Source organism: Arthrobacter sp. HS15c, from assembly GCF_040812005.1.
In the GTDB taxonomy this organism is placed as follows: domain Bacteria; phylum Actinomycetota; class Actinomycetes; order Actinomycetales; family Micrococcaceae; genus Arthrobacter.
The window spans coordinates 163973-177150 of sequence record NZ_JBFOHM010000002.1; the positions used below are offsets into that span (position 1 = coordinate 163973).

Genomic DNA, 13178 nt, shown 5'->3' on the forward strand with positions numbered 1-13178 from the left:
GGATGGCGGAACGGACCATCCCCGCGCTGGCCGCCGGGATTGACATGTTCACCTACCCCGGCGACGCGGCGCCTGTCCTTGACGGCGTAGACCTGTCCCTGGCTGCGGGCACGCTGACAGCAGTGCTGGGCGGTTCCGGCAGCGGCAAATCAACCCTGGGACGCCTGCTCGCCGGCTGGCTGCTTCCCGGCACCGGCGGGACGCTGACCGGGTTCCTTGAGCTGGGCGGCACCAGGCTGCGGTTCACCGGCGAGGCCACCGATCCGCGCATCAACCCCGGCAGCTGGGGCCGCAGTGTGGGTTTTGTGCCACAGGACGCCGCCGCTGCGCTGTCCACCGTCCGGGCAACTGTGGCAGAAGAACTGGCGTTTGGGCTGGAAAACGCCGGAGTGGACCGGGCCGCAATGGCCGTAGCTGTCCGGCGTACCGCGTCACGGACCGGCCTGGCCCACCTGCTGGACAGGGATCCCGCAACGCTCTCCGGCGGGCAGCTGCGACGACTGGCCATCGGATGCGCCGTCATTTCCGGCCCCGCAGTGCTGGTCATGGACGAACCGTTTGCTTCCCTTGACCGGTCGGGGGCGGAGAACCTCGCGGACCTGGTGCGGAACCTCGTCAAGGACGGCACCGCCGTCGTGATCCTGAGCCAGCGGGCCGATGAGCTGCTGCTCGACGCCGATGCCTGGCTGCTGCTCACCGGCGGCACCGTGGCGCTGGCAGGCACGCCGGCGGAGGTCTCCGCTGCCGGGGTGCTGGAGGCGGCCGGCGTGGTTTGCGCGCCGACGGCCGCCGGCTCCGGCATCGTGCCGCCGGAGTGCGTTGCACGGGTCCCTCGCCAGCCCGCCCTGGAACTGAGGCACGTCTCGTTTGCTTACGGCCGCAGCCGGCGGCGGGCATGGGCACCAGCCACGCCGGAAGCCGCCGCTGCACCCGTCCTGGACGGCCTCAGCCTGTCCGTCGCGGCCGGCGAGATCGTGGCCGTCACCGGCGCCAACGGCGCCGGAAAGTCCACGCTGCTGCGGCACCTCAACGGCCTGCTCCAGCCCACGGCAGGCAGCGTCCTGGTCAACGGGCGGAACATCGGCGGGCAACCCGTGGGGCGTGTGTCCGGCGAGGTCGGGCTCCTGTTCCAGCAGCCCCGGGACCAGCTGTTTGAGCGGACCGTGGACCGGGAAGTCCGCTTCGGCCTGGACCGGCACCACCGGCGACGGCTCACGTCGGCACGCGGCCGCGCCACGGCCAATCACCCTGGCGCGGCAGCGGACCAGGCAGTACGGCAGGCCCTGGACGCCGTCGGCCTGGAGCATCTTGCAGGCCGGCACCCGGCGGAACTTCCGGCGTCGCAGCAGCGCCTGCTGGCCCTGGCCACCGTCCTGGCCCGCCGCCCGGCTGTCCTCGCCCTGGACGAGCCCACGGTTGCCTTGGACGGACATGGACTGGCGGCGCTGGACCGGGTGGTGCGGGAGGCCGCCGCGGAGGGCACCGCCGTCGTGCTGGTCACGCACGACCTCCACTACGCCCGGTCCATCGCGCACAGGCTCGTGCACCTGGACTCCGGCCGGCTGCTGGCCGCCGGCTGATTCCGCCAGCGGCTGGTTTCCCGGCCGCCGGCGGATTCCCTAACTGTTGACCGGTTCCTGGCCGGATGGGTTCGGGCTGGCCACCGATGTGCCGGACGCGATGCCCGGCGCGAGGAAGCGCTTGCCGTTGACCCGCTCGGAGGCGCCCACGCGGTCCAGGTACGGCGTGATGCCGCCCAGGAACATCGGCCAGCCCGCGCCGAGGATCATGCACAGGTCGATGTCTTCGGGACCCGCCACCACGCCTTCGGCCAGCATCAGGCCGATCTCCTGGGCCAAGGCATCCTGGACGCGGCGCAGGACCTCGTCGCCGGTGGACGGCGACGTTCCGAAGGACATCAGCGACAGCGTGGAGTCCGGGATCTCCTGCGATCCGTCCTGTGCCGGCGCCCAGAGTGACTTCACGCCGTTGTCGATCAGCTTCTTCAGGTTGGCGGACACCGCAAAGCGGTCGCCGAATGCGGCGTTCAGGGACTCCTGGACGTGTTGTGCCACCGGCAGTCCCACCATGGCGCCCAGCGTGAACGGGGTCATCGGCAGGCCCATGGGCCGCAGGGCGTTGTCGGCAACGTCGGCGGGGGTGCCTTCATCGAAGGCTGCGGTGACTTCACCCATCAGCCGCAGCAGTATCCTGTTCACCACAAACGCGGGCGCATCCTTGACCAGGACGGCCGTTTTCTTCAGCCCCCGGGCGAGCTCAAAAGCGGTGGCCAGGACGTCGTCGTCGGTCCTGGGCGCGCGCACGATTTCCAGCAGCGGCATCACAGCCACAGGGTTGAAGAAATGGAAGCCGACCAGCCGCTCCGGGTGTTCGAGGTCAGCGGCCATGGCGGTGACGGACAGCGACGACGTATTGGTGGCCAGGATGCAGTCCGGCGAAACGATCGCCTCCACCTCGGCGAACACCTGCTTCTTGACGTTCAGCTCTTCGAAGACGGCCTCGATGACAAAGTCGGCGTCAGCGAAGGCTTCCTTGGAAACCGATCCCGTCACCAAAGCCTTCGTCCGGTTGGCGGCGTCCTGGCTGATCCGCTTCTTCCCCAGGAGCTTGTCCACCTCGGCATGGACGTAGCCCACGCCCTTGTCCACGCGGGCCTGGTCGATGTCGGTCATCACCACGGGGACCTTGAGCTGGCGGGCGAACAGGAGGGCGAGTTGGCTGGCCATGAGTCCCGCACCCACAACGCCGATCTTCGTGACCGGGCGGGCCAGTTTACGGTCCGGGGCGCCGGCCGGGCGCTTGGAGCGTTTCTGGACCAGGTCCAGGAACGCGTACACCGTAGCCCGGAATTCGTCGGTCTGCATTAGCCCGGCGAGCGTTTCGCATTCAAGCTCTGCGGACTCCGCCTGCGTGATGGTGCGGTTGGCCTCGAGGATGTCCAGGACCCTGGCCGGGGCCGGGGACGCGTTGGAAGTCTTGGCTTCCACCATCATCCTGCCGGCCGCGACGGCGGCGGCCCACCTCCCGGCGACGCCGGGATCGGCGGGGTCGACGGCGTGGGGCCGCTCCGGGATGACGTCGCCGGTGATGACTTTGGCCGCCCACGAGAGGGACTCCTCCAGGAAGTCCGCGGGTTCGAACAGGGCGTCGGCGATGCCGAGCCGGAATGCCTCGGGTCCGTTGAGGGTCTTGTTGTTGCTGAGCGGGTTCTCGATCATGACCTTGACCGCGGCCTCCGGTCCGATCAGGCGCGGGAGGATGTACACGCCGCCCCAGCCGGGGACCAGCCCGAGTGCAGCTTCCGGCAGGGCCAGTGCGCCGGCGCCCGTGGACACGGTGCGGTAGGTGGACTGCAGGGCGATCTCCAGGCCGCCGCCGAGGGCAACGCCGTTGATGAACGCGAAGCTGGGAACGCCCAGGTTGGCCAGGGTGGCGTAGACGTCGTGCCCGAGCTGGGCCATCCACAGGCCATGTTCGCGTTTCTCCAGCGACTTCACGGCGGAAAGGTCCGCCCCGGCGACGAGGAAGTACGGTTTGCCGGTCACGCCCACGCCCACGATTTCGCCGCGGGCGGCACGTTCCTTCAGCCCTTCCAGGACGGTGCCCAGTTCCACCAGGGTGTTGGGGCCCAGGGTGGTGGGTTTGGAGTGGTCCAGGCCGTTGTCCAGCGTGATCAGTGCGAGAGTTCCGGGGCTGGACGTGCCGGGCGGCGCCGGAAGCACGATGTCCCGGACGTAGGAGTGCGTCACGGTTTCGTGCGGGAAGAGTTCGGCAAACGTGGTGAAATCGGCGGCGCTCATGCTGCGGCTCCTTCGGTGGCGGCGTCGGCTTGCTGGCGGGCGGTGGCACCGGTGGCGCCGCTGTAGTCGGCGTGGTTCGGGTTTTCCCAGATGACCGTGGCGCCCATGCCCAGGCCGATGCACATGGTGGTGATGCCGTACCGGACGGAGTGATCCTCCTGGAACTGCCGTGCGAGCTGGTTCATCAGCCGGACGCCGGAAGACGCCAGGGGGTGGCCCACCGCGATCGCGCCGCCGTACCGGTTGACCCGGGGATCGTCGTCGGAAATCCCGAAGTGGTCCAGGAAGCTCAGGACCTGCACGGCAAAGGCCTCGTTGATTTCGAAGAGTCCGATGTCGTCGATGCTGAGTCCGGCGTTCTTCAGGGCCTTTTCTGTGGCCGGCACCGGGCCGATTCCCATCACTTCGGGTTCGACGCCGGCATAGGCGTAGCTGACCAGTCGCATTTTGACGGGAAGGCCGAGCTCGGCGGCCGCGTCTGAGGAAGCAAGGAGGGCGGCGGTGGCGCCGTCGTTCAGGCCGGCGGCGTTTCCTGCCGTAACCCGGCCGTGGGCCCGGAACGGTGTGCGGAGGGCGGCCAGGTCCTCGAGCGTGGTGCCGGGCCGTGGCGGCTCGTCAACGCTGTTCAAGGTCCAGCCTTCGCCCGGTTTGAGCGTGGCCACGGGTACCAGGTCGGGCTGGATCTGGCCGTTGCCGTACGCGGCGGCCAGCTTGTCCTGCGAGGCGACGGCGTACGCGTCCGTGCGGTCCTTGGTGATGGCCGGGAAGCGGTCGTGCAGGTTCTCGGCTGTGTTGCCCATGTTGAGTGCCGCGGGATCCACCAGGCGTTCGGACATAAAGCGCGGGTTGGGGTCGGCGCCGGAGCCCATCGGGTGGTTGCCCATGTGTTCCACGCCGCCGGCAATCACGACGTCGTAGGCGCCGAAGCCGATGCCGCTGGCCGTGGTGGTCACAGCGGTCATGGCGCCGGCGCACATGCGGTCGATGGCGAATCCCGGGACCGAGCGGGGGAGGCCGGCCAGGAGCGCCGCGGTACGCCCCAGGGTCAGGCCCTGGTCCCCGGTCTGGGTGGTGGCGGCGACGGCCACCTCGTCCACGCGTTCGGCAGGCAGCGACGGATTGCGGCGAAGGAGCTCGCGGATGCATTTGACCATCAGGTCGTCGGCGCGGGTTCCGGCGTAGATGCCTTTCTCGCCGGCCCGGCCGAAGGGTGTGCGGACGCCGTCGACAAAAACGACGTCGCGGACAGTGCGCGGATTTCCGCTGCTTCCGTGGTGGCTCACGTATAACTCCTCATCGAGACGTTGGCGCCGGTCAGAGGCCAAGGGGCAGCACTGTACCGGACGGCAGTGCACCCTATGTTACTCGCCAGTAACTTAGTGTGCAAGGCTCGGCGGGGAGGCGTTTACTGGGCGGCCGGGGCTGCTTTCGGTTCCTTGGCCGGCAAGGGTCGGGGGTCCAGGAACGCCGCCGTGATGAGCGGAGCCACCAGTCCAACCTGCCATTCCCGGGCACCAAGGGAGCGGAGTTCCCCGGCAATCGTTTCTTCGCTGATCTCCGCCGGCGGGCGCCATGCGATGCGGCGCAGGTAGTCGGGCGTCAGCAGGTTCTCCAGCGGAAGGTTGGTTTCCTCTGCCTTCTCCTGCAGGAGCGGCCGTGCCGTGGCGAGCCGTGCGGCCGCCTCGGGGTCCCGGTCGGCCCACACCCGGGGCGGGGGCGGGGCGTTGGTGGGCAGGTGCAGCGGGGGCAGGTCCGTCAGGTCGCGGGCAGCCGCGATGCAGCGGAGCCAGCGCGGCGCCTCGCGCTGGGCCGCCCTGCCGTGGAAACCCTTGGTGCCGAGCAGCTGGGGGACGGTGGAAGGCATGGCTTTCGCGGCTGATACGAGGGCGGAATCCGGGATGAGCCGGCCTGGTGCCACGTCCCGCTTCTGGGCCAGTGAATCGCGCTCCAGCCACAGCTCGCGGACTGCGGCGAGCTGGCGGCGGTCGCGGATCTGGTGCAGGCCGGACGTCTTGCGCCACGGGTCAACCCGGGGCGGGGCCACGCCGGCCTCGAGGATGGCTGCGAATTCCTGCTCCGCGTATTCGAGCTTGCCGTCCGCCTCCAGCAGTTCGATGAGTTCCTCGCGCAGTTCGGTGAGGACTTCCACGTCCAGGGCCGCGTAGCGCAGCCAGGGTTCCGGCAGGGGGCGGGTGGACCAGTCGGCGGCGGAATGTTCCTTGGCCAGGCCGAATCCCAGCAGCTGCTCTATCACTGCGGCAAGCCCGACGCGGGGAAGTCCTGCCAGCCGTGCAGCCAGTTCCGTGTCAAAAAGCCTGTCCGGCCACATGCCCAGTTCCGACAGGCATGGCAGGTCCTGGCTGGCCGCGTGCAGGATCCATTCCACGCCCTGAAGGGCGTCGTTGATGATGTCCAGGTTTTCGAAGGGCTCCGGATCGATCAGCCAGGTGCCGGAGCCTTCGCGCCGGATCTGGACCAGGAAGGCGCGCTGGCCGTACCGGAAGCCGGAGGCGCGCTCGGCGTCCACGCCTGCGGGCCCGGTGCCGGCGGCGATCGCAGCGGCGCAGCGCTCCAGCCCGGACTGTGTTTCGATCACGAGGGGTACGCCGTCGCGCGGTGCGTCAAGGTCGATGACCACGGGGATGGGGCTGTCAAAGCCGTCCACCGTGATGTGGGGAGGGGTGTCAGCAGCCGGAGCGCCGGCTGTGGTGTTATCCGGAATGTGAGGGGTCATGGTGCCTTCAGTTTACCGACAAGGGGGTTCAGGAATTCCGGGCTAGTTCCGGCGCCGGTTCGGCAGCGACGATACCCCGTCCGGCAGTGGCGGCAGGCCGGCGAACGTGCAGACCATGTCCGACCACGCTTCCAGGTGCGCCGTGACGTCGGACGACGCCGGGGTCCAGGACGCGCGCAGTTCGATGTCGATCGACCCGGGCCTGTCTGCGAGGGTTCCGAAGCTCTCGGACAGGACCCTGGTGGCGGTGCCGCCTGCCGCGCGGTAGGGAGCCTTGTGGTTTTCGAGCGCCTCCACCAGCCAGGTCCAGGCGACTGTCCCCAGCATTTCGTCGTTGCCCATTTCCGGTTCCAGCTGTGCCCGGATGTAGGTCACGATCCGGAACTCGCCGTCCCAGACGGCCGAGCCGTCGGGATCGTGCAGCAGGATGAACCGGCCGGTGGCCAGCTCGGTGTCCTCGTCGTCTTCGGTGCCGGACGCCGCGGCGAGGGCCATTGCGGCAGGTCCATGGACGGGGGTGGTAGCGCCCGCGGAGCCGGAGGCCATGACTTCCGCGCCGAGCGCCACGGCAAAGGGCGCCAGGCGTGCCGGTGCCGGAATCTCAGCAAGCCGCAGTTCGCTGCGGCATTGTGCTTTCCTAAGGGTTCCCAAGGCGTGGAGAAACTCCGGGGGAACCTGGGCGAGTGCGTTCACCATCGCAGATTACGCAACTGCGGGGGAGAGACTGTGCAGGCTCGCCGTCCGCCGCCCCATGCTACGTGGCGGTTTTACCGGCGTTGTAGGCGGCCAGCTCGCTGCGGATCGCGGCCACGAACTCATCAACGTCCTCCTCGCTTGTGTCGAAAGAGCACATCCACCGGACTTCCCGGGCCGCTTCGTTCCAGTCGTAGAACCGGAAGGATTCCCGGAGTTTGTCCGCCACGCCTTCGGGCAGGACGGCGAACACACCGTTGGATTCGGTGTTCTGGGTGGGCTGGACACCCTCGATCGTGTCAACCGCCGCGCGCAGGCGGGCCGCCATGGCGTTGGCGTGCGAGGCCGATCGGAGCCAGAGGCCATCCTCCAGCAGGGCGATGAACTGTGCGGACATAAACCGCATCTTCGACGCCAGCTGCATGTTCATCTTGCGCAGGTAGACCAGGCCGTGGGCGGCCTCGGGGTTCAGGGCCACCACCACCTCGCCGAACAGCAGCCCGTTCTTGGTGCCGCCGAAGGAGAGGATGTCCACGCCGGCGTCGCGGGTGAACGCCCGCAGCGGCACCTGCAGGTGGGCCGCGGCGTTGGCCAGCCGGGCGCCGTCCATGTGGAGCTTCATGCCCCGTGCATGGGCGTGGTCGGCGATAGCCCGTACCTCAGCCGGCGTGTAGCACGTGCCCAGTTCGGTGGTCTGGGTAATGGAGACGGCCAGCGGCTGGGCGCGGTGCTCGTCGCCCCAGCCCCAGGCCTCGCGGTCGATAAGTTCCGGTGTCAGTTTTCCGTCCGGGGTGGGGACGTGCAGGAGCTTGATCCCGCCGATCCGTTCCGGCGCGCCGTTCTCATCCATGTTGATGTGGGCCGTGGAGGCGCAGATGACGGCGCCCCAGCGGGGGAGCAGCGACTGGAGGGACAGGACGTTGGCGCCCGTTCCGTTGAACACCGGGAAGCTTTCGATGCCGGCCCCGAAGTGGTCCTCCAGGAGTTCGTGCAGCCGCGCCGTATAGTCGTCCTCGCCGTAGGAGACCTGGTGGCCGTCGTTCGCTGCCGCGAGGGCGGCCAGGACCTCGGGGTGGACCCCCGAGTAGTTGTCCGACGCGAACCCGCGGACGGACGGGTCATGGAGGCGGCCGGCGGTGTGCGTGCCGGATTCGGCTGTGGTTGTCATCGCTTTGTTCACGCTTTCAGTCTAGGGAGGTCAGGTGGCCAGCAGCAGCCTGCGGCCGTTCAGCTCAGAAGCCGGCCGGCTGAACAGGCCAACGACGGCGGCAGCCAGGTCTTCGACGTCGGTGGCGCCGGGAAACTTCCGCTCCGGATGCGCCCTGCGCAGGTCCGCGTCTACCAGTGCCTTGACTACAAGTACGACGGCGGCACTCCCGGGGGCAGCGCTGGAGCCTTCAGTGCCGGCCGCGGTGTGGCTGAAGCCTTCCGCCAGGGCCATGGTCCAGGTTTCGGCGGCGGCTTTCGCGGCCACGTAGCTGGCCGTGGCGGCAGTGGGCCTGTCTACTGCGGTGGAGGAGACCATGGCAAACCTGCCGGTTCCGGAGGCGGCGAGGTCGTCGTAGAAGACCCGGGACACGTTCCGGAGCGTCGTGATGGCGCCGCGCTCCAGGAAGTCCCAGTCGGCGTCGTCCTGGTCAGCGATGCCCTTCGCGCCGCGCCAGCCGCCCACCAGGTGGATGACGGCGTCCATCCGCCCGGCGGTGCCGGCCAGGGTCCCGCGGAGGGATCGCACAGCGGCGAGGTCCGCGAGGTCGCACACGAGCGGTGTGACGCCGTCGCCCGCCTTCCTCGCCGCATCCTCGATGCGGACCCGGTCCGAGCCGACGGTGAAAACCCGGTGCCCGGCGCGCCGGAGCGCACCTGCCACGGCGACGCCGGAGGCGCCGCTGCCGCCGGTGACCAGCACATTCAGGGCCGCGGCCCCATCCTGGGCGCCGGCCGCAGGCACTGTTTCGGCTTCGTTCACAGGGCGGAACTGCCGGTGATGCCGGCGGTGGATTCAATGACCGGTCGCATCTTCTTCTCCAATGCCTCGTAGAACATGGACAGCGGGAATTCGTCGTCCAGCACCTGGTCCGTCAGGCCGCGCGGGGGGCCGGAGAGCGCAAGGGCGTCCGGGCCCTTCGCCCAGACCGAAGCAGGGTTGGGGGTGACCGTGCCGGAGATCAGCTGGTAGGCGGCGAGCCAGTGCGCCGTTTTGGGCCGGTCGATGGAGCGCCAGTAGAGCTCATCGATCCGGGCACCGAGGGCGATCACCGCTTCCGTCACCCGGTCCCAGTCGATGCTGAGCCTGCTGTCCGTCCAGTGGAGCACGTGCGCCTGGTGCAGCCAGGCGAACAGCAGCTGGCCGCCCAGGCCGTCGTAGTTACGGACCCGGTTGCCCGTGATGGCGAAGCGGAAGATCCGGTCGAAGATGATGGCGTACTGGACCAGCTTCGCGTGGCGGCGGGCAACAGGACCGGCGTCGTTGTCCTTTTCAATCCGCACCGATTCGCGGAAGGCCGTGAGATCGCAGCGGAGCTCTTCCAGCGAGTAGAGGAAGAACGGCATGCGCTGCTTGATCATGAACGGGTCAAAGGGCAGGTCGCCGCGCATGTGCGTCCGGTCGTGGATCAGGTCCCACATCACGAACGTCGCCTCTGCCAGTTCCTGGTCCTCGAGCAGCTCCGCGGCACCAGCAGGCAGCTCGAGGGACGTGATGTCCGCGGCGGCACGCAGGACGCGGCGGAACCGGGCCGCCTCCCGGTCCGCGAAGATGGCGCCCCAGGTGAAGGTGGGAGTCGCGCGGACGGCCACGGTCTCCGGGAACAGCACGGCAGAGTTGGTGTTGTAGCCGGCCGTGAAGTCCAGGAAGCGGATCGGCACAAAAAGCCGGTTGGAGTAATCCCCGGCCTCCAGGGCGGCGATGAATTCAGGCCAGATGACGTCGATCAGCACGGCCTCCACCAGCCGGCTGCTGCTGCCGTTCTGGGTGTACATGGGGAAGACCACCAGGTGCTGGAGGCCGTCCTCGCGCTGTTCCTGCGGCTGGAAAGCAAGCAGCGAAGCCAGGAAATCCGGTACGCCGAAGCCGGCCTTGGCCCAGGCCCGGAAATCGTCCGTGACTGCCTCGAGGTAGGCGGCGTCGTGGGGGAACCGGGGAGCCAGTTCGTCAATGGACTCAATGATCGCGGCAACATGGCCCGCGGCGGCCGGATGCGCGTCCTGGTCGGGGACGGAGCCGTCCTGGACCTGGAGCAACTGGAGTGACGTGGCGGCAGCCTTGAGCCGGAGCCAGCCTGGATTGTCGGCGGAAATCCTGGCGGGGGCAATGATCACAGTTTCGGTCATCTGAGGCTGCCTTTCTGGTTGCTTGGGCGTCTACGGCGAGCGTAGCAAGCAACCAGATTCCCTAACTCAAAATATGGCTGAGCATAAGAAACTCTCAAGCTCAAGTACCGCAACAACACGTCCAGGTCCAGCGTGGGCGGTGGCTGGCCCGGCGCTTACGGCAATCAGGACCCGGCCTTGTCCTGCTCCTGCTCTTCCCCGCGGGGGACGAGCTTCAGCGAGACGGAGTTGATGCAGAAGCGCTGGTCAGTCGGCGTTCCGTACCCCTCGCCCTCGAACACATGGCCCAGGTGCGAATCGCAGGTGGCGCAGCGCACCTCGACCCGCTCCATGCCCAGCGTCCGGTCGTGGATGTAGCGGACCGTACCCTCCGCCAGCGGGGCCCAGAAGGACGGCCAGCCGCAGTGCGAATCGAATTTCTCGTTGCTGGTGAAAAGCTCGGCGCCGCAGGCCCGGCACTGATACACGCCGGCCGTGTGGGTGTCCCAGTACTCGCCGGTGAAGGGCCGTTCGGTTCCGGCCTGGCGCAGCACGTGGTACTCCTCGGGGGTCAGTTCCTGCCGCCACTCGGCGTCCGACTTTCCGGTGCTGCCGGCAGGGTGGTCCGCGGGCAACAAGTCCTGGGTGGAATCCGTGGCCTTGTTGCCAAATATCTTGTTTCCGAAGATGCTCATGGCCTGTTCAACGCTCAGGAGTCACCGATAAATCCCGAGCCCGCATAAAGGTGCAGGACGGGAATGCCGAGCTGGTCCTGTGCCTTGCTGGCCCAGTCGGTGTGGAACGTGTCCGACACGGCGTGCGGGCGGGTAACCACCACAGCCTGCGTCACCCCAAGTTCCTTGACCTTGGCCACCAGACCCTTGACGGCTCCGCCGTCCACCACCTCGCCGGTCACGCCGGCACCCAGCCCTTCGAGGGCGGCCAGTGACACGGCCAGCGTCTCGGCCGCTTCCGCGCGTTCCGATGCCGGATCCGGCGCGCGGCTGGTCAGTTCCCGGAAAGCCTTGGAAATTTCCAGCAGCGACAGATGCTCCAGGAAGTCCACCACCAGGTGGCGTTCCGTGTTGGCCGGCACCAGCACCACAAGGCGCGAGTCCGACCCGTTCACCAGCCGTTCTATGTTGACGCGGTCGTCCGCGCCCAGGGGTTCTTCGGTCAGGATGACGATGGGATCGCTCATGCCAACAGCCTAGTCCTGCGCCCCTGCCGCTGCATCCATTTGCCCCGGTGCGGCCCGCCGTGCGCTGCCCGGCGGCTGGGCGGCGGCTGGGTGGCCGAATATGGCCGGCGGGCCATTGGCAGTAAGAATGGACCCATGGCTTCTTCTACACGGACCCCTGCCCCAACGGCCGCCCCGGTCCCTGCTGCCGACGGCGGGATGTCGCTGCGGGCCAAGTGGGCGATCGGCGGTGTCATCGGCGGCGGGGCCCTGGCCGGCCTTCTTGCCACCGGCTCCTCAGCCCTGGCCCTGTACTTTGCGCGGCGGGTGATCACCCCCTCACCGCGGAGGGTGTCGGACCAGGAAGTGCTGGCCGTGATCCGCGAAGGCGAGGGCCAGCAGGTCATCCTCGCGGCCACACCGGACACCACCGTGGACGGTGTGTACGGGCTCTTTTTCGACGGCGGCAAGGGTCACGCCCGCATCGGCCGCATCGTCTCCTACTCACCCGCGGAGCGCACAGTCCTCCGCGAAGTCGAGGCGGTCTACAGCGGCGACCTTAACACCGCCCACCGCGGCTGGTGGAGCGGCGCCATCCATCCTGACCCTGCCGCCGTCGGCCTCCCTGCCGAGGACGTCCTGATTGAGGTCGACGGCGGGCAGGCGCCGGCGTGGCTTATCCGGGCCGGTGGCAGTTCACGGACCTGGGCGGTGATGGTCCACGGCCGGGGCGCCACCCGCCAGGAGGCCCTGCGGGCCGTCGGCCCGGCGCTGGAACTCGGACTGACCAGCCTGCTGGTGTCGTACCGCAACGACGGCCTGGCGCCGTCGGCCGACGACGGACGCTACGGCCTGGGGTCCACTGAATGGCGTGACATCGAGGCTGCCATCGAATACGCGCTGGCCAACGGAGCCGAGGAGATTGTCCTCTTCGGCTGGTCCATGGGCGGCGCCATCTGCCTCCAGACGGCCGATCTCTCCAGATACCGGCACCTGATCCGGGCAATGGTCCTGGACGCTCCGGTCATCAACTGGGTCAACGTCCTGGCCCACCACGCAGAGATCAACAGGATCCCGTCCCTGGTGGGACGCTACGGCCAGCTGATGCTGGGCCACCCGCTGGGACGCCGGCTGACCGGCCTGTCGGCGCCGGTGGACCTGAAGGCCATGGACTGGGTGGCCCGGGCAGTTGAACTGCGCACGCCCACCCTGATTGTGCACAGCGTGGACGACGAATACGTGCCGTATGGGCCGTCTGCGCTGCTGGCTGAGCGGAACCCGGAAATGGTCACGTTCGAGACGTTCAACCACGCCCGGCACACGAAGGAATGGAACGTGGATCCCGAACGCTGGGAGCGCCTGGTCAAAGCATGGCTCCGGCAGCAGTTGGCGCCGAGGGTCAACCCCGGCCAGAACGGATCTGCCGGGTAGGCCACAG

General features: G+C 68.5%; 11 protein-coding genes. 2 read left to right on the forward strand and 9 right to left on the reverse strand.

Annotated elements, in window-relative coordinates:
* The first annotated feature begins 2 nt into the window (after positions 1 to 2).
* Positions 3 to 1580, forward strand: a complete 1578-nt coding sequence (locus tag ABV518_RS03740) for an ABC transporter ATP-binding protein (RefSeq protein ID WP_367765464.1) — start codon at positions 3 to 5, stop codon at positions 1578 to 1580.
* 39 nt (positions 1581 to 1619) lie between these two features.
* Here the strand turns inward: ABV518_RS03740 and ABV518_RS03745 are convergent, their stop codons facing one another.
* From ABV518_RS03745 to ABV518_RS03785, 9 genes are all read right to left on the reverse strand, one after another.
* Positions 1620 to 3821, reverse strand: a complete 2202-nt coding sequence (locus ABV518_RS03745) for a 3-hydroxyacyl-CoA dehydrogenase NAD-binding domain-containing protein (RefSeq protein WP_367765465.1) — start codon at positions 3819 to 3821, stop codon at positions 1620 to 1622.
* On the reverse strand, positions 3818 to 5104 hold the full coding sequence (locus ABV518_RS03750; protein ID WP_367765466.1) for an acetyl-CoA C-acyltransferase: 1287 nt from the start codon (positions 5102 to 5104) through the stop codon (positions 3818 to 3820). Before ABV518_RS03750 ends, ABV518_RS03745 begins: the two co-directional genes overlap by 4 nt.
* Before the next feature lie 122 nt (positions 5105 to 5226).
* Complete coding sequence (locus ABV518_RS03755; RefSeq protein ID WP_367765467.1) at positions 5227 to 6555, reverse strand: HRDC domain-containing protein; 1329 nt, start codon at positions 6553 to 6555, stop codon at positions 5227 to 5229.
* A gap of 42 nt (positions 6556 to 6597) precedes the next feature.
* Positions 6598 to 7251 carry a DUF3000 domain-containing protein gene (locus ABV518_RS03760; protein ID WP_367765468.1) on the reverse strand — a complete coding sequence of 218 codons (654 nt, stop codon included), beginning with the start codon at positions 7249 to 7251 and terminating at the stop codon, positions 6598 to 6600.
* Positions 7252 to 7309: 58 nt separating this feature from the next.
* Positions 7310 to 8416 carry a low specificity L-threonine aldolase gene (locus ABV518_RS03765; protein ID WP_367765743.1) on the reverse strand — a complete coding sequence of 369 codons (1107 nt, stop codon included), beginning with the start codon at positions 8414 to 8416 and terminating at the stop codon, positions 7310 to 7312.
* A 30-nt stretch (positions 8417 to 8446) separates the two neighbouring features.
* Positions 8447 to 9217 (reverse strand): SDR family oxidoreductase, encoded by a 771-nt coding sequence (locus ABV518_RS03770; RefSeq protein WP_367765470.1) that lies wholly within the window; start codon positions 9215 to 9217, stop codon positions 8447 to 8449.
* A complete protein-coding gene (locus ABV518_RS03775) occupies positions 9214 to 10581 on the reverse strand; it encodes a DUF6421 family protein (RefSeq protein WP_367765471.1) in 1368 nt (455 codons plus the stop codon). The genes ABV518_RS03770 and ABV518_RS03775 overlap by 4 nt, the downstream gene beginning before the upstream one ends.
* A 164-nt stretch (positions 10582 to 10745) precedes the next feature.
* Complete coding sequence (gene msrB / locus ABV518_RS03780) at positions 10746 to 11255, reverse strand: peptide-methionine (R)-S-oxide reductase MsrB (RefSeq protein WP_367765472.1); 510 nt, start codon at positions 11253 to 11255, stop codon at positions 10746 to 10748.
* A gap of 14 nt (positions 11256 to 11269) precedes the next feature.
* Entirely contained in the window at positions 11270 to 11761 is a 492-nt protein-coding gene (locus tag ABV518_RS03785; protein ID WP_131134291.1) for a hypothetical protein, read from the reverse strand.
* A 135-nt stretch (positions 11762 to 11896) separates the two neighbouring features.
* On the opposite strand from ABV518_RS03785, the gene ABV518_RS03790 reads away from it, so the two are divergent.
* Positions 11897 to 13171, forward strand: a complete 1275-nt coding sequence (locus ABV518_RS03790; RefSeq protein WP_367765473.1) for an alpha/beta hydrolase family protein — start codon at positions 11897 to 11899, stop codon at positions 13169 to 13171.
* The last annotated feature ends 7 nt before the right edge of the window (positions 13172 to 13178 follow it).